General features: G+C 74.2%; 11 protein-coding genes, 2 tRNA genes and 2 pseudogenes. 11 read left to right on the plus strand and 4 right to left on the minus strand.

The window, feature by feature from the left end:
- Positions 1-39: 39 nt before the first annotated feature.
- Positions 40-1695, plus strand: coding sequence for a long-chain fatty acid--CoA ligase (locus tag IG05_RS0137610; RefSeq protein ID WP_030348613.1), 1656 nt, complete (start codon positions 40-42; stop codon positions 1693-1695).
- A 371-nt stretch (positions 1696-2066) separates the two neighbouring features.
- Here the strand turns inward: IG05_RS0137610 and IG05_RS0137615 are convergent, their stop codons facing one another.
- On the minus strand, positions 2067-3278 hold the full coding sequence (locus IG05_RS0137615) for an MFS transporter (RefSeq protein WP_030348614.1): 1212 nt from the start codon (positions 3276-3278) through the stop codon (positions 2067-2069).
- 135 nt (positions 3279-3413) lie between these two features.
- Between IG05_RS0137615 and IG05_RS0137620 the strand changes: the two genes are divergently transcribed.
- The gene (locus IG05_RS0137620) at positions 3414-3995 is read left to right on the plus strand and encodes a TetR family transcriptional regulator (RefSeq protein WP_030348615.1); all 582 of its coding nucleotides are present in this window, start codon (positions 3414-3416) and stop codon (positions 3993-3995) included.
- Positions 3996-4008: 13 nt separating this feature from the next.
- Here IG05_RS0137620 and IG05_RS0137625 read toward each other — a convergent pair whose 3' ends face one another.
- Together IG05_RS0137625 and IG05_RS0137630 are read right to left on the minus strand one after the other, a co-directional pair.
- Positions 4009-8619, minus strand: coding sequence for a PAS domain-containing protein (locus IG05_RS0137625; RefSeq protein WP_078894779.1), 4611 nt, complete (start codon positions 8617-8619; stop codon positions 4009-4011).
- A 246-nt stretch (positions 8620-8865) separates the two neighbouring features.
- Positions 8866-9342, minus strand: a complete 477-nt coding sequence (locus IG05_RS0137630) for an SSI family serine proteinase inhibitor (RefSeq protein WP_030348617.1) — start codon at positions 9340-9342, stop codon at positions 8866-8868.
- A gap of 198 nt (positions 9343-9540) precedes the next feature.
- Between IG05_RS0137630 and IG05_RS0137635 the strand changes: the two genes are divergently transcribed.
- The 5 genes and pseudogenes from IG05_RS0137635 to IG05_RS48105 all read left to right on the plus strand — a co-directional run bounded on the left by IG05_RS0137635 (position 9541) and on the right by IG05_RS48105 (position 10649).
- A tRNA-Ser gene (locus IG05_RS0137635) sits at positions 9541-9631 on the plus strand.
- Between the two features lie 182 nt (positions 9632-9813).
- A tRNA-Arg gene (locus IG05_RS0137640) sits at positions 9814-9886 on the plus strand.
- A gap of 33 nt (positions 9887-9919) precedes the next feature.
- Positions 9920-10171: pseudogene (locus IG05_RS42820) on the plus strand (XRE family transcriptional regulator); the annotation flags it as partial.
- A gap of 57 nt (positions 10172-10228) precedes the next feature.
- Positions 10229-10444 (plus strand): annotated as a pseudogene (locus IG05_RS0137650) (DNA mismatch repair protein MutT); the annotation flags it as partial.
- Positions 10445-10505: 61 nt separating this feature from the next.
- Entirely contained in the window at positions 10506-10649 is a 144-nt protein-coding gene (locus IG05_RS48105; protein WP_158839103.1) for a hypothetical protein, read from the plus strand.
- Positions 10650-10742: 93 nt separating this feature from the next.
- On the opposite strand, the gene IG05_RS0137660 is transcribed toward IG05_RS48105, so the two are convergent.
- Positions 10743-11486 (minus strand): alpha/beta hydrolase, encoded by a 744-nt coding sequence (locus IG05_RS0137660; protein WP_030348620.1) that lies wholly within the window; start codon positions 11484-11486, stop codon positions 10743-10745.
- A 309-nt stretch (positions 11487-11795) separates the two neighbouring features.
- Between IG05_RS0137660 and IG05_RS0137665 the strand changes: the two genes are divergently transcribed.
- The 4 genes from IG05_RS0137665 (at position 11796) to IG05_RS0137680 (ending at position 16277) form a co-directional block, all read left to right on the plus strand.
- Positions 11796-12845 (plus strand): Bro-N domain-containing protein, encoded by a 1050-nt coding sequence (locus IG05_RS0137665; protein ID WP_030348621.1) that lies wholly within the window; start codon positions 11796-11798, stop codon positions 12843-12845.
- Between the two features lie 120 nt (positions 12846-12965).
- Positions 12966-13841 carry a DUF2797 domain-containing protein gene (locus tag IG05_RS0137670; protein WP_078894781.1) on the plus strand — a complete coding sequence of 292 codons (876 nt, stop codon included), beginning with the start codon at positions 12966-12968 and terminating at the stop codon, positions 13839-13841.
- Positions 13842-13935: 94 nt separating this feature from the next.
- Positions 13936-14676 (plus strand): response regulator transcription factor, encoded by a 741-nt coding sequence (locus tag IG05_RS0137675; RefSeq protein ID WP_199808453.1) that lies wholly within the window; start codon positions 13936-13938, stop codon positions 14674-14676.
- A complete protein-coding gene (locus IG05_RS0137680) occupies positions 14673-16277 on the plus strand; it encodes a sensor histidine kinase (protein WP_030348624.1) in 1605 nt (534 codons plus the stop codon). Before IG05_RS0137675 ends, IG05_RS0137680 begins: the two co-directional genes overlap by 4 nt.
- Positions 16278-16289 lie beyond the last annotated feature (12 nt).

Below are 16289 nucleotides of genomic sequence, written 5' to 3' on the forward strand. Positions count from 1 at the left end.
TAGGACCACCGCGTAGGCAATGTCGCCCGGGAGGACGCCGTGCTGGCCACGATGCAGGACGTACCGCTGCTGATCTCCAGGATCCTGACCCACGGGTCGACGGTCCACGGTTCCTCACGGGTGACCACCTGGACCGGGGATCCAGAACCGCACCGGCGCACCTTCGCCGAGATCGGCACCCGCGCCGCGCAGCTCGCGCACGCCCTGCGCGACGAGCTGGGGGTGACCGGCGACGACCGGGTGGCCACGCTCATGTGGAACAACGCCGAGCACGTCGAGGCGTACTTCGCGATCCCCTCCATGGGCGCCGTCCTGCACACGCTGAACCTGCGGCTGCCCGCCGAACAGCTGGTGTGGATCGTCAACCACGCGGCCGACAAGGTCGTCCTCGTCAACGGCTCGCTCATCCCGCTGCTCGCGCCGCTGCTGCCGAAGCTGCCCACGGTCGAGCACATCGTCGTGTCCGGGCCCGGCGACCGGGCCCCGCTGGCCGGCGCCGGCGCGCGGGTCCACGAGTACGAGGAACTGATCGCGGGCCGGCCCGCCCACTACGACTGGCCGGAGCTGGACGAACGCCAGGCCGCCGCCATGTGCTACACCTCCGGCACGACCGGCGACCCCAAGGGCGTGGTGTACAGCCACCGTTCCATCTACCTGCACTCCATGCAGGTCAACATGACCCAGTCGATGGGCCTGACCGACCAGGACACCTCGCTCGTCGTCGTCCCGCAGTTCCACGTCAACGCCTGGGGCCTGCCGCACGCCACGTTCATGACCGGCGTCAACATGCTGATGCCGGACCGGTTCCTGCAGCCGGCCCCGCTCGCCGAGATGATCGAGGGCGAGCGGCCCACCCACGCGGCGGCCGTCCCGACCATCTGGCAGGGCCTGCTCGGCGAGCTGCACGCCAGACCGCGAAACGTCTCCTCGCTCACCCAGGTCACCATCGGCGGCTCGGCCTGTCCGCCCTCCCTCATGGAGGCGTTCGACGAGCTCGGCATGCGTGTCTGCCACGCCTGGGGCATGACGGAGACCTCCCCGCTGGGCACGGTGGCCCGCCCGCCGGCCCACGCGGTCGGCACCGACGAGGAGTTCGGCTACCGGCTCACCCAGGGCCGCTTCCCGGCGAGCGTCGAGGCCCGCCTCACCGGGCCCGGCGGCGCCCGCCTGCCCTGGGACGGCGAGTCGGCGGGCGAGCTGGAGGTGCGCGGGCCGTGGATCGCGGGCGCCTACTACAACGGCCCCGGCGCCGAACCCCTGCGCCCCGCGGACAAGTTCAGCGCGGACGGCTGGCTGAAGACCGGGGACGTCGGCACCATCTCCGCCGACGGCTTCCTCACCCTCACCGACCGGGCCAAGGACGTCATCAAGTCCGGCGGCGAGTGGATCTCCTCGGTCGAGCTGGAGAACGCGCTGATGTCCCACCCGGACGTCGCCGAGGCCGCCGTGGTCGCCGTACCGGACGAGAAGTGGGGCGAGCGGCCGCTGGCCACGGTGGTCCTCCGGCCGGGCGCGACCACCGACTTCACGGCACTGCGCACCTTCCTCGCCGAGGAGGGCCGCATCGCCAGGTGGCAGCTGCCCGAGCGCTGGACGGTCATCGAGTCGGTCCCGAAGACGAGCGTGGGCAAGTTCGACAAGAAGGTCCTCCGGCGCCAGTACGCGGAGGGCGAGCTGGACATCACCCGCCTCTGAGGGGGCTTCACCGCGGGGGGCCGGACCCGGCTCCGCCCCCCGCCGGCCTCCCGGGCCCGCCGCGGGCGGCCAGGGGGCCGCGCGGCCTGCCGCCCGGACCGGTGGCGGCCCGCCTGCCGGCGGCGACGGGCCCCGCGCAGCGCGTGGGTGCCGGCCGCCGGGGACGGTCCGTCCAGGCCGTCCGGCGGCAGGTACTCGGCCGGCAGGCGGCTGCCCTTGCCGAGGGCCTGGTCCTGACCATGTACGGCACGGACGCCGACGTCATCCGCGACCGTGCTGCCGGACCGGGTCGTTGGGCCGTGGGCCGGTTCCGGGAGCGACCGGCGCTCCCGGCCCCGCCCGCCGGAAGGAATCCCGGGCGCCGTACGGCGTCAGCGGCGCCCGCCCCGTACCGTCGTGGTCCACCCCAGGATCAGCCACAGCCCCGCCACCGCGCACACCCCGGACCAGCCCCAGTGGCCGAAGGCGGGGCCTGCCACGGCCGAGGCGAGGGCGCCGCCGGCGAAGCCGGAGACGACGTAGGCCGTGTTGGCGGTGGCCGGGGTGGAGGTCGTCGTGAGGGCGAGGGTCTGGTTGGCGACGTGGGAGGCCACCAGGGCCGCGTGGACCGCGATCGCGGCGGCGAACAGCGCCGGCAGCACCTGCCCGCCGAGCCAGAACAGCGGCACGGCGACGGCGGCCAGCACGTACGCCGCGCCGACGACCCGGGTGGCCCCGAACCGGTCCACCAGCCCGCCCGCCAGCGGCGCCACCGCGCTGGCGGTCAGCCCGAAGAGACCGAAGAGCCCGGCGGTCGCGGTGGACAGCCCGTACTGCGGACCGGTCAGCAGCAGCGCCAGTGAGGTCCACAGGGCGCTCCACGCCCCGAACATCCCCGCCTGCCGCAGGCACGCCCGCCACAGGTCGGGCGAGCGGCGCAGCAGCCCCGGCAGCTTGGCGATGCCGGAGAACAGCCCGCCCTGCCGCACCCGCCGCTCGGCCGGCAGTGCCGCCGCGGTGGCCAGCCCCAGGGCGAGGGTCAGCACGGCGGACCCGGCGAACACCCAACGCCAGCCGAAGGCCTGCCCGGCGAGCCCGCCGAGCACGCGGGCCGCGACGATGCCGGTGAACAGCCCGGCGATGACGGCCGCGACATGCCGGGCGCGCCGGTCGGCCGGGGCGCGCGCGGCGACCAGCGGCACGAGCAGCTGCGGTACGACCGTCGCCGCGGCGGCGACGAACACGGCGGCGGCCAGGGCCGCGGTGCCCGGGGCGACGGCCGCGACGAGCAGTGCCACCGTGGTGGCCACGGAGAGCCAGGCGACCAGCGGACGGCGGTCGACGCGGTCGCCGAGCGGGGCGAAGAAGAGCAGACCGGCCGCGTAGCCGAGCTGGGCCACCGAGGCGATCCAGGCCACGGCCGCGGGGACGGTGCCGAAGTCGTGGGCGATCAGCGGCAGCAGCGGGGCCGCGAGATAGATGTTCGCGGCCGTGACGGCGGTGCAGACGGCGATGAGCAGGAGGAAGAGGGTGCCGGAGGCGGACCCGTCGCGGGCGGGTATCCGGACCCCGGGCGCTCGGCGGGTGCTGGTGGCTGACGGCATGGGGGGAGGCACTCCTTAGAGCCGACTCGCACAACTAACTGGTTGGTTGAAACTCTCCAACAGGGTGCACCGCCCCGGCATTCCCAGTCAACCAACCAGTTGGTTATCGCCCGTCGACCGACCTACCCTGTCCTCATGGCACCAGTGAGGGACCCCGAGGCCACCAAGGCCCGCATCTTCGACGCGGCCGTCGCCGAGTTCGCCCGCCACGGCATCGCGGGCGCCCGCATCGACCGCATCGCCGCCGAGGCCAAGGCCAACAAGCAGCTGATCTACGCCTACTTCGGCAACAAGGCGGAGCTGTTCAGCAAGGTCCTCGGCACCTGCATGGTCGGCCTGGCGGCGGCCGTACCCGTCGACCCCGACGACATCGAGGGCTGGGTGGACCGCCTGCTCGACTACCACGCCACCCACCCCGAACTGCTGCGCCTGCTCTTCTGGGAGGGCATCGAGTACGGCAGCGCCGAACTCCCCGACGAGCCGGCCCGCCAGGACCACTACGCCCGCAAGGTCGCCGCGCTGGAGGACGGCCAGGCCCGGGGCGTCATCACGGACGCCATCCCGGCCGGCGACCTGCTGATCCTGATCACCGCGCTGACCAACTGGATGGCCGTGGTCCCGCAGATGCGGCGCATCCTCGCCGGTACGCGGGACTCCGACCAGGACCGCCTGCGGGCCTCCGTCAAGGAGGCGGCCCGCAGGCTGGTCGCCCGCTGACGGCAGTCGCCGCCTAGTTCGTGCCGATCCGGGCCAGCAGGTCCACGATCCGCGACTGCACCTCGGTGCTGGTGGACCGCTCCGCGGGGAACAGCACCGTCTCGCCCGAGGCCAGCCGCGGCAGGTCGGCCGGGTCGACCGCGGCCGTGTAGACGACCAGCGGGGTGCGGTTGAGCTGCCCGTTCGCCCGCAGCCAGTCCACGATCCCGGCCCGCCGGCGGTGCACCTGCATCAGGTCCATCACCACCAGGTTCGGCCGGAACTGCCCCGCCAGCGTCACCGCGTCGTTGTCGTTCGCGGCCCGCGCCACCTGCATCCCGCGCCGCTCCAGCGTCGAGGTCAGCGCCAGCGCGATCTCCGCGTGCTCCTCGATGAGCAGCACCCGCGGCGGATGCTGCTCGCTGTCCCGCGGCGCCAGCGCCTTCAGCAGGACGGCGGGATCGGCGCCGTACGCCGCCTCGCGCGTCGCCTGCCCCAGCCCGGCCGTGACCAGCACCGGCACCTCGGCGGCCACCGCGGCCTGGCGCAGCGACTGCAGCGCGGTCCGCGTGATGGGCCCGGTCAGCGGGTCCACGAACAGCGCGGCGGGGAAGGCCGCGATCTGCGCGTCGACCTCCTCGCGCGAGTGCACGATCACCGGCCGGTAGCCACGGTCGCTCAGCGCCTGCTGGGTCGTCACGTCCGGCGCCGGCCACACCAGCAGCCGGCGCGGGTTGTCCAGCGGCTCCGGGGGCAGCTCGTCGTCCAGCGGCTGCGGACGCGGGGTGTCGGCCACCTCCACGGCCCCGCCGGGACCGTCCAGCGGCTCCGGCCCCTCGGCGGCGTCGGGCTCCGGAGCGCCTATGGCGTACGACCGCCCGGCCCCCTCGGTGCCCGCGGCCGGCCGTGACTGCCCGCCGAGCGAGGGCTGCGCCCCGGGCACCGGGCCGGCCGGCGCGGGCTGCGCCACCGCCGGCTGCCCCGCGAGCGGCGCCTGACCTCCGAGGGACGGCTGTCCGCCGAGGGACGGCCGCGCGGGTGCCGGTTCGGCCGGCGGGTGCGGCCGGGCCGCCTGCGGCTGCGGCTGCGGCTCCGGGCGGGTGGCCGGGTCGGGGGGCGTGCCCAGCTTGCGGCGCCGGCCGGAACCGCCCGGCGCGTGCGGCGGCGGGGTGGCCGTCGGCTGCTGTACCTGGGCGGCCTGCCGCGCGAACGGCACACCCTGCCCGAGCGTGCGCACGCTGATCGCCCGTCCCTGCGTCGAGTCCGGGTCGACCGGCACCCCGCCGGCGGCCTGCGCGGGCAACGGCTGCGCGGCCGGTACGGCGGCCCCGCCGACCCCGTTGGCCCCGGGGCGGAGCGGGGTGCCGGCGGCGTCACCGGCGCCGGGCCACTGCTGCGGGGCACCGGCCGCCGGGGTGCCGCCGGGCGGCACGGCCGGCGCGCCCTGCGAGCCCGCGGGCACCTGCCCGGCCCCGGCCTCGGCGGGCAACGGCAGCGCACCCGGGGCGGCCACCGGGGTGCCGGCGGCGGCCGGGGTGCCGGGCTGTGCGGCGGCGGGGGACTGCGGGGCCGCGCCCTGCGCGGGCACGGCCGCCTGGACCGGCGCGGCGGGGGCGGACTGTGGGGCGGTGCCCTGCGCGGGTACGGCCGCCTGGCCCGGAACGGCGGCACCGGGCTGCGCACCGGGAACCACGGGGGCGGGACCCGCCTGGACGGCGATGCCCGGTCCGGCCGTGCCCTGCGCCGGGACGCCGGGCGACGGAACGCCGGGTGCCGGCTGGCCGCCGGGAGTCGGCGGTACGGCCGTGCCCTGCGGGGCCCGGCCGGGAGCGGCCGGCGCCGGAAGGGGCTGCGACGGGGTCTGTCCGGGCCCGGCTCCCGGCGCCACCGGCTGCGCGGTCTCGGCCGGCTGGGCCACGGCCCGGCGCCGTCGGCCGGTCGGGGCGCTGGTGGGATGCGGCTGCGGCGGGGTGTGGTCCCCGGCCTGGTCGAGCGGTACGGCGTCGTGCCGGCCCTCGTCACCCGGGAGCCCCCCGGCGGACACCGGCATCTGCGCGGGCACCTGCACCCGGCCGGGCAGCGGCCCGGCACCGGCCGCCGGACCGGCGTGCGGCCCCGCGTCGGCAGCCGTACCCGGTCCCGGGACGGACGGCGCACCGGCAGCCGGAGCCCCGGGAACACCGGCGTCCGGCCCCGCGGACGCGCTCGCACCCGGCGTCACCGGCACGGCCGGCCCCATGGCGGGGGCCGCGTCGTTCACCGGCCCGGCACCGGCCGCGGTCCGGTCGGCCTCGGCCGGCGGCAGGGCGAAGACCGTACGCGCGCCCGCGTCCTGCGCCGCGGCGCGCTCCGCAGCGGCGGCCAGCGCCCGCCGGCGCCGTCCGCCCGGCTGCGCGCCGCCCGTCTCGCCCTCCTGCGCCGCACCGGCCTGCGCGCCCGGTGCCGGCTCGCCGCCGGCCGCGGGAAGGGCCGGGGGCAGGGCGGCCTGCGGCGCGTCGGTGTCGCGGCGGGCCCGCCGGCCCGTGGGCGCGGGCACGCCCTGCGGCGGCACGGTGCCACCGAGTCCCGTCCCCGCGGCGGCGGCCCCCGCGCTCTGCTCAGCCGCGGTCATCACGGCACCCTCGGCAACGCCCTCGCCGTCACCGCCGTCACCGGCACCGCCGGCGCCGATCTCGGCGGGCCGCCCGCGGCGCCGCCCGGTCCCGCCGGACGCGCCCTCCGGGGCCTCGGCCGGAACCACGGCGGCCTCCTCGGCGGGCGCCCCGGCCCGCCGCCGGCGCCGCCCGGTCGGTACCGGCGCCTCCGCCTCACCGGCGTCACCGGCGCCGGCCGCGTCACCGTCCAGGAAGGCGTCCGTCGAGGGCCGCCGGGCCCGCCGCCGGCCGCCCGCGCCGGCCTGCCCGGCCGCGCCGGAGTCGTCCGTGGCGCCCTCCGCGCCGCCCGGGACCAGCGCCGCGCCGGGGGCGTCGGCCGCGACCGCGCCCGCCCCGCCGCCGAGCGGCACCTCCAGCACGTACGCGCTGCCGCTCATGCCCGGCACCTCGTGCGTCTGCAGCACGCCTCCGTGGGCGCGCACGATCCCGCGCACGATCGGCTCGTGCACCGGGTCCCCGCCGGCGTACGGCCCGCGCACCTCGATGCGCGCGACCTCGCCGCGCTGCGCGGCGGCCACGACGACGGTGTTGTCCAGATAACCGCCCGCCGAGACGGGCGTGTTGCCGGTGGCGTCGACCCCGGCGACATCGGCGACGAGGTGCGCGAGCGCGGTGGCGAGCCGCTGCGGGTCGACCTCGGCCTCGATGGGCGGGGCGTGGACGGCGAACTGCACGCGTCCCGGCCCGATCAGCTCGACGGCCCCGTCCACACCGGCGGCGACGACGGCGTCCAGCATCACCTTCGTACGGGTGATGTCCTCGCTGCCCGCGTCCAGCCGCTGGTAGCCGAGCACGTTGTCGATCAGGGTCGTGATCCGCGCGTACCCGGCGGAGAGGTGGTGCAGTACCTGGTTGGCCTCGGGCCACAGCTGACCGGCGTCGTCGGCGGCGAGCGCGGACAGCTCGCGGCGCAGCTCGTCCAGCGGCCCGCGCAGCGACTCGCCGAGCAGGGTGAGCAGCTGCTCGTGCCGCCCGGCGAGCGCCTCGTACCGGTCCTTCTCCCGCTCGGCCAGGGAGGCGTACCGCTCCTCGCCCGCGGCCAGCTCCTCCGCGTGCTCCTCGCGCAGCTCCTCGACCTCGGTGACGTGCTGCTGGCGCAGCGCGGTCAGGTCGGAGGCGTGCTCCTCGGAGAGCCGCTCCAGCTCTTTGGCGTGCGCCTTCTCCAGCGCGGCCTTCTCCTCGGCCAGGGCGTCGTACGGCCGCCGGTCGGTGAAGGTCATCACGGCGCCGACGAGCTGGTCCCCGTCCCGCACCGGCGCGGTGGTCAGGTCGACCGGCACCCTCTTGTCGCCCTTGGACCACAGCACCTGCCCGCGCACCCGGTGCTTGCGCCCGGAGCGCAGGGTGTCGGCGAGCGGCGACTCGTCGTACGGGAAGGGGGAGCCGTCGGCACGGGAGTGCAGCACCAGCGTGTGCAGCTCCTTGCCGCCCAGCTCACCGGCCCGGTACCCCAGGATCTGGGCGGCGGCCGGATTGACGAGCACGATCCGCCCGTCGGTGTCGGTGCCGACGACGCCTTCCGAGGCCGCCCGCAGGATCATCTCGGTCTGCCGCTGCGAGCGGGCCAGCTCGGCCTCGGTGTCCACGGTCCCGGACAGGTCCCGGACCACGATCATGAGCAGCTCGTCGCCGGTGTAGCCGTAACCGTCGTACGCCTGCTGCCCGTTCTCCAGGTTCGCGCTGGTGACCTCGACCGGGAACTCGGTCCCGTCGGTCCGCCGCGCGACCATCCGGGTGGGTTTGGTCCGGCCCGTCGGATCCATGTGATCGGGCCGCCGCATCGACCCGGGGATCAGCCGGGAGTCGAATTCGGGCAGCAGATCGAGCAGCCCACGCCCCACGAGAGCCGTGCCGGGCGCCTCGAAGGCCTCCAGCGCGATGGTGTTGGCGTTGACGACCGTTCCGTTGGCGTTGACCAGGACCAACGCGTCAGGCAGCGCGTCGAGTATGGCTGCGAGGCGAGCAGCGCCTCGGGATGGCCTGCTGCTCACGAGTCGCCTTCCTCCCTGTTACCGCACTTTGCCGACCGCTCGGGCCATCTTGCCAACCGGCCCGCGACGTGTCACGCGAGGGAGTCTAAGGGCACGGGTTGCGCTCGCGGCGCCGGATGAGAGGGAGGTCCCACGAGGAAGTGACGGCGAACGCGTGACCGCACGGTCCGCTCCCCGACTCCTCCGCCGGACCTTTACGGAACCAATGCGTCCGCCACGCACCCCCCGCGGACCCGTGTCCCGGCCCTACACCGGGCCGCCCGGCTTCGGCAGCAGGGGCACCATCCGGTCCCACCGCCCGATCTCGCACCCGTTGCTGCGGTCGTACGTGGCGTCGACCGGGCGACCGGCCCAGATCCCGGTGACCCGGGCGGTGGCCGGGCCGCCGTAGAGCATGGTGCAGGTCGTGCCGGAGGGCACGGGCGCGAAGGGGTCCCGGCCCCACCGGGTGTGCTCGTCGAGCAGCCGGCAGGCCCCGGCGGCGTCCGGATGCCGGCCGGCGGCGGGATGGCAGGACACCTCGTACGTCCCGTCCCGGCCCGCCCCGGCGTGCCGGACCACGACGGTGAGGTGATCGGGCGCGTCCTCCGGCCGCACCGGCGGCGGCAGCGCGCGGGCCGCGGCGGCGGGTACGGCGGTGGCGGTGAGCGGGACGAGGGACGCGGCGGCGCAGAGCGACGCCCACAGGAGGCGCCGCCCGGCGCCCGGCAGTACAGAGACCATGCCCGGTCCAACGCCGCTCCCGCCGAGACGTTGCGCCGGGCTCCCCCTTTTGCCTCCGGTCCCTTCCCGCCCCGCCCGGCGAAGCCCTTTGCCCTGCGGCCCGCCTGCCTAGTACCGTGGGGGGCGATTGGTGACGCGGCGCTTGCCTGTGTCATCATCTGCACGCACCATTCGCGCGCTCGCGTGAGCGGTTGTGCTGGAGGCGTCGCCTAGTCCGGTCTATGGCGCCGCACTGCTAATGCGGTTTGGGCCTTAAAGCCCATCGAGGGTTCAAATCCCTCCGCCTCCGCCCCACACGAAGCCCCGGTCCCCAGGACCGGGGCTTCGTCGTTCTCCCCCCGTCCTGGACGTTTTCGCAGGTCACAAGGGGTGTGCGGATCGGATTTCACATGACGGCGGCAGTCATGTAATGTTCTTCCTGTCGCCGCGAGCGGGCCGAAAGGGCCGGGAGCGAAGACAACAAATGAACAAGCACTCGTAGCTTAACGGATAGAGCATCTGACTACGGATCAGAAGGTTGCAGGTTCGAATCCTGCCGAGTGCACACAGAGCAAGAGGCCCCGGAGAGATCCGGGGCCTCTTGCGTTTGGACTACCGCCCCCTTGCCGAGGTACGTGGCATCAGGATGCGCACCCATGCCACCACGCTCTACAACTCGATCTGTCGTGCGGATGACCAGTCACTGGTCAACGCCCATGTCTGGGGCGTGAACGCCTACGGTGCTCCCGTGTGGCATCTCCGGCGCAGCGGAAAGGGCGGCATGTTCGACACCTACGCCGGCAGCTTCGACGCGGTCTCGGAAACCGCGACGCCGGTACGAGAAGGGTGACCATGGCGCGGACCGAGTACTACGACGACCCGGCGGCACCGGAGCCGAACAGCCTGGCGTCACGTCATCGCCTACTCGGACGGTGAGGTGCGCAGACAGGTCAACGTCTGCTTCACCGCCCGTGTGATCGGGGGCCGGCTCGCGATCTCGGACGAGTCCACGGAGCTGCGGTTCGTCCAGCCGGAGAAGATCGATCAACTGCCGATGCACCACACGCAGCGGCTGCGGATCCTTCACTTCCTGGAGCACCGTGAGCGGCCGTATCTCGGCTGACCTGTGAGCACGAGGCTGCAGGTTCGCTCGCCTCGGCCAGGCGCGCTACACGCTCTGGGCGATGGAGGACTACGCCCATTCGGTCCGCGACGCCGAGTACGGCGGGGTGTACAACCTGCCGGAGGGCGCCAAGATCGGCGTGTCCATGTGGGGCGGCGCAACGGTCGACAAGACCATCGACCACTCGTGGGTCAACGACCACTGACGCCGGCGCTGTGAGCTGAGGACGTCACGGGCCCCGGGAGGTTGCTCCCGGGGCCCCTCGCGTTTCAGGTGCCGGCTGGGCGGCGGGGCGGGGTCAGATCAGGTGGCGGGCGAAGAAGCGGGTCGCGCTGGCGGCCTCGAACCTCGGGAGTTGCTTGTGGGTGCCCGCGTTGGCGTGCAGCGTCTTCTCCTTCGAGGCGAAGGCGTCGAACAGCGCGAGACCGGCCTCGCGGGGGATGTGCTCGTCGTCCCACTGCATGTCGAACTCGATCGGGACGGTGATCCGCCTCGCCGGCTCGGCCAGGACGTCGGGCCAGTGCTGGCCGAAGACCGCGGCCGTGATCCTGGGTTCGCGCGCGACGAGCGGTACTCCGATCGCGGTGCCCATGTTGATGCCCCAGTAGCCGACCGGCCCGTCGGCGCCGATCTCCGGGAGCCGCTGGAGGGCGTCCAGCGTCGCCTGCCACTCGGGCACGGCGCGCTCCGCCAGGTGGGCGTTGTAGCGGACGATGACCGGGCCGGCCGGCTCGCCCGCCGCCATCGCCTGCCGCATCATGGCGATCTCCTGGTCGTCGTGCGGTGTGCGGGGGCGTTCGCCGTGGCCCGGCGCGTCGATGACGGCGACGTGGAATCCGCAGCCGGTCACCAGGAGCCGGGCGCGGCCGGTCATCGCGGGCGACTTCTTGTGGTTGCCGCCGCCGTGGCCCATCAGGACCAGGGGCGCGCGTCCGGCACCGGAAGCCGGTGACCAGAGGACTCCGGGTACGTCGCCCACGGTGAAGTCGCGTTCGCGCATGCCGTCCGACGAGGAATCGGCGGTGAATCGCAGAGAGTGCACAGGTGTTGCCCTTCGGGAGTGCCTTGTTGTCGGGCGCTCCCGGCGACACCTACGTCGATCGCCAGGCCGTGACGGGAAGGGGGAGCACCCACGTCGGTACAGCGTTCATGGGTCTCACCTCCTCGGCCGGGGTCACGGGCAGGTGGAAGCTACCAGCGTGGTCAGCGGACCGGCCAGCCCTTTTCCGCCCCGGCGCCGGGTACGGTTCCTGCCGAATCGATCCCTCTGTCCCCTATCGGGTGAACGAGCTTTCTTCGAACGGCAGTTGCCGATCGCCGACCCTAGCTTCCGGGGTGGAGGTGATGCTCGATGCACGAGCAGAACGACACCCCGCCGGAGCAGCCGACGGGACAGGGGCAGGACGCGATCGACATCAACGACTTCGTGTTCGCGGCCACGGGGGCGCGGGTGCGGAGGCTGACCACGCCGACGGGGGAGCACTGGTTCCCGGCGGTGGATGTGGCGGTGCATCTGGGATACGCGAACACGCGACAAGCCTTGTTGTGGCATGTTGCACCGGACTTCCAGCAGTCGCTTGAGGATCTTGCACGAAGCGTCTATGGAGCAGACGCCTTGCGCAAAATTGCAGGTCACAGGCTCAAGAAGTCGATGCGGATGGTGAATCTCCGCGGCCTGATCGCGCTTGTCAACGGCTGCACCAAGCCCGAGTGCCAGCCCTTCAAGACCTGGGTCTGCGAGGTCATCGAGACCGTCCAGCGCGATGGCTTCTACTCCCTCGACCCCGCCCCGGTACAGCCCGCTGCCGACGGCACCACCGCCTACCTCGTGCCCCGGCAGGTCGCCGACGCGATCGTCCGGCTGGAGGAGCGGAACATCCGGGCGGACGAGGAGCTGGCGGTCGCGCAGATCGAGCGGATCGAGCGGATGCGCGAAGCCAACCAGCACCTCGGCCACACCAGCGAGCACCTCGGCCGCACCAGCGAACACCTCGGCCGGGCCACCGACCACCTCGGCCGGGCCAACGACCACCTGGGTGCCCTCACCGACCGCGTAGGCGGTGTGCACGACGTGCTCGGCCGGATCGCCGACACCCTCGATCTCATCGCCGACCGGCTGCGGCCCCCGGCGGCCGGCCACCCCGTCCTGACCCCCCAGCAGCTCCTCGCCGGCTGGCGGGCGAAGAACCTCGTCGTGACCGAGGACGTGCACGCCGTGGCCGCCTGTCTGGCCCCCGGGCTGGTGCGCGGGCCGGTGCACTGCCGGCTGGAGGAGGTCGCGGACCGGACGGGGCTCACGCTCGACCGGGTCCACGACTGCGTGCGGATGCTGATCAAGCGGGGCTGCATGCGGCAGACGGGGCTGGGGGCCGGGGGCACCCCGGTGTACGTGCTGCCGTAGCGGACCGGCTGAAGAGGGCCCGAAGCCGCAAAACAAGGTTGCGGCTTCGGGCCCTCGCACACCGTACTCCCCCTCGTCGCCCGCATCCATTGTCAGACCCACCCCCTACCCTCACGAGTGATGGCACAGGTGTGGAAATGCTCGGGGCTGCGCTGGTCGGCGGACGGTGGTCCGGTGCTGGAGTGGAGCGGCGGGCGGCGCAGTGCGCTGCCCCGGGGGAAGCGGATCGCTTTCGCCGTGCCGGAGGGGGGCGTGCGCTGGTGCGTGGGGGCGCGGGGGCACGCCTGTGCGGTGGGGGCGGTCGTACCGGGGCGGAGTACGGGGGCCCGGTGCGAGGAGTGCGCGCGGCTGGACCGGGCGCACTCCGTGGCCGCCGACACGATCGCCGACGATCCCCGGCCGTACCGCGTGTACCTGGCGTGGTTCGGGCCGGGCATGGTGAAGGTCGGCATCACCGCCGTCGAGCGGGGTCCGGCGCGGCTGCTGGAGCAGGGGGCCGTGTGCTTCAGCTGGCTGGGCACCGGCCCGCTGATGGCCGCCCGGCGCACCGAGGAACTGCTGCGGGCCGCGCTGCGGGTGCCGGACCGGATCGCGTACGCCGAGAAGCGGTTGGTGCGGGCGGCCCTGCCGGCGACTCGGGAGGAGCGGGCCGCCGAGGTGCGGGAGCTGCACGCGCGGGCCGTCGCGCTGGCCGGGTGGCCGGAGTCCCTGCGGCCGGAGCCCTGCGAAGTCGCGGACCACACAGGGGTTTTCGGGATCGGTGAGGGGCCGGGGGCCTTCGGCGAGGTCGTGGAGCTGGTGCCCGGTGCGGGTGTGGGCGGGGAACTGGTCGCCGCGGCCGGGCCCGATCTCCATCTGGCGGTCGGCGGTCGCGGGGTCGTCGTGCTGGACACCCGGCTGATGACCGGCTGGGAGCTGGTGCCGCCGGGGCAGGCGGACGCCGGATGCGGCTTTCCCGTAAGGGAGTTCAGGCGGGAGCCGGACGGCTTGTTCTGACCCGGGGGTTCGCTGAGAGCCGCCTGTGTGTTTCTCAGGGGATTCACAGATACGTGAAAGCGTGTTCTCAGAGGACCCCGACAGGGTGGCCACCATGACCACGACCTCGCCCCAGGGGCGCACCGAACTGCTGAGGCCGGACGGGAGCCCCGTCCGAGTGCTTGTGGTGGACGACGAGCCGTCGATCACCGAGCTGCTGAGCATGGCTCTTCGCTACGAGGGCTGGCAGATCAGGAGTGCGGGGGACGGGCAGGGGGCCGTCCGGACGGCCCGCGAGTTCCGGCCCGACGCCGTCGTGCTCGACATGATGCTGCCCGACATGGACGGGCTCGCCGTCCTCGGGCGGCTGCGCCGCGAACTACCCGACGTGCCCGTCCTCTTCCTTACCGCCAAGGACGCGGTGGAGGACCGTATCGCCGGGCTCACCGCGGGCGGCGACGACTACGTCACCAAGCCGTTCAGCCTGGAGGAGGTCGTCGCGCGGCTGCGCGGGCTGATCCGGCGCTCCGGGGCGGCCGACCGGCGGTCGGACTCCGTGCTCGTCGTCGGGGACCTGACCCTGGACGAGGACAGTCACGAGGTCTCGCGGGCCGGGGAGTCCATCCACCTCACCGCGACCGAGTTCGAGCTGCTGCGCTTCCTCATGCGCAACCCCCGGCGGGTGCTCAGCAAGGCGCAGATCCTGGACCGCGTGTGGTCGTACGACTTCGGCGGGCAGGCCAACGTGGTCGAGCTGTACATCTCCTATCTGCGGCGGAAGATAGACGCCGGACGGGAGCCGATGATCCACACCCGGCGCGGGGCCGGTTATCTGATCAAGCCTGCCGTGTCATGAGCGGACGACGACGGCCGCGTCCGCGGAAACGGCCGAAGCGACGGGCCGGACAGCCGCGCACCCTGCGGACCCGGCTCGTCGTCGCGTCCGTGACGCTGATCGCCGTGGTGTGCGCCGTGATCGGTACGGTCACCACGCTGGCGCTGCGCTCGCACCTGTACGACCAGCTGGACGGGCAGGTGGGGGAGGCGGGCAAGCGCCTGTCGGGCCGTATGAAGCCCGGCGGGCTGGACGACTCCGGGCTGACGGACCGGCTCACGGGCTTCGTCAGGGGGCCGACGCAGCCGAAGACCATCGCCGCCGAGGTCGGCACCGACGGCACGGTCACCCGGGCCGTCATCGCGAGGCAGGCCTCCACCGACGACGGCCCGTTCCAGCGCAACGACGCCGTCGTCCTGGGCGACGAGCAGAAGGCCGCCCTGGACAAGGTGCCCACCACGGGCACGCACACCGTCGTCGTCCCGGGCCTGGGCGAGTACCTCGTGCGGTATGTCGTCGGAGACGGGGGCACCTACTACGTGGGCCTGCCGACCGAGACGGTCGGCAACACGATCAGCACCCTGATCCTCGTCGAGGTCAGCGTCACCGCCGCCGGTCTCGTCGCCGCCGGGATCGCCGGGTACGTGCTGGTCGGCCTCGCCACCCGCCCCCTGCGCAAGGTCGCCGCCACCGCCACCCGGGTCTCCGAACTCCCCCTGCACACCGGCGAGGTGAACCTCAGCGAGCGGGTGCCGGAGGCGGAGTGCGATCCGCACACCGAGGTCGGCCGGGTCGGTGCCGCGCTCAACCGCATGCTCGACCACGTGCACGGCGCCCTGCACTCCCGGCAACAGAGCGAGACGCGGGTACGGCAGTTCGTCGCCGACGCCAGCCATGAGCTGCGCACGCCCCTCGCCTCCATCCGCGGGTACGCGGAGCTGACCCGGCGCGGGCGCGAGCAGGTCGGGCCGGACACCCGGCACGCCCTCGGGCGGATCGAGTCCGAGGCCGGGCGGATGACCCTGCTCGTGGAGGACCTGCTGCTGCTCGCCCGGCTGGACGCCGGAAGGCCGTTGCAGTTCGAGCAGACCGACCTCATCCCGCTGGTCGTGGACACCGTCAGCGACGCCCGCGCGGCCGGCATGGGCCACATCTGGCGGCTCGATCTGCCCGACGAGCCGGCGCCGGTGTCGGCGGACGCGGCCCGGCTCCAGCAGGTGCTGGTCAACCTGCTGGGCAACGCGCGCAACCACACCCCGCCCGGTACGACCGTCACCGCGCGCGTGCAGCGGCGCGGGCCGTGGATGTGCGTGGACGTGGAGGACGACGGGCCGGGCATCCCGGCGGAGCTGTTGCCGCACGTCTTCGAGCGGTTCGCCCGGGGCGACTCGGCGCGGTCCCGGGCCACCGGTTCCACGGGGCTCGGGCTCGCCATCGTGCAGGCCGTGGCCGCCGCGCACGGCGGTGCCGTGACCGTGGACAGCGTGCCCGGCCGCACGGTGTTCACCGTGCACCTGCCCGCGTCCGGCCCGGCGGCTCCCCGGCCGGAACCGGGGATGAGCCGGCGGCCGGACTCACAGGCACAGCACAGGGCCACCACATGGGTGCGACAGGGCGCCTGACGAGAGTCGGGG

The sequence above is a fragment of the Streptomyces sp. NRRL S-1022 genome (assembly GCF_000720135.1).
GTDB lineage: Bacteria > Actinomycetota > Actinomycetes > Streptomycetales > Streptomycetaceae > Streptomyces.

Bases quoted from the DNA above. Each gene is read 5' to 3' on its own strand.
- IG05_RS0137680 (WP_030348624.1), top strand. From the start codon at position 14,673: ATGAGCGGACGACGACGGCCGCGTCCGCGGAAACGGCCGAAGCGACGG.
- IG05_RS0137630 (WP_030348617.1), bottom strand. From the start codon at position 9,342: ATGGTCTCTGTACTGCCGGGCGCCGGGCGGCGCCTCCTGTGGGCGTCG.
- IG05_RS0137670 (WP_078894781.1), top strand. From the start codon at position 12,966: ATGGCACAGGTGTGGAAATGCTCGGGGCTGCGCTGGTCGGCGGACGGT.
- IG05_RS0137615 (WP_030348614.1), bottom strand. From the start codon at position 3,278: ATGCCGTCAGCCACCAGCACCCGCCGAGCGCCCGGGGTCCGGATACCC.
- IG05_RS0137675 (WP_199808453.1), top strand. From the start codon at position 13,936: ATGACCACGACCTCGCCCCAGGGGCGCACCGAACTGCTGAGGCCGGAC.
- IG05_RS0137665 (WP_030348621.1), top strand. From the start codon at position 11,796: ATGCACGAGCAGAACGACACCCCGCCGGAGCAGCCGACGGGACAGGGG.
- IG05_RS48105 (WP_158839103.1), top strand. From the start codon at position 10,506: ATGGAGGACTACGCCCATTCGGTCCGCGACGCCGAGTACGGCGGGGTG.
- IG05_RS0137620 (WP_030348615.1), top strand. From the start codon at position 3,414: ATGGCACCAGTGAGGGACCCCGAGGCCACCAAGGCCCGCATCTTCGAC.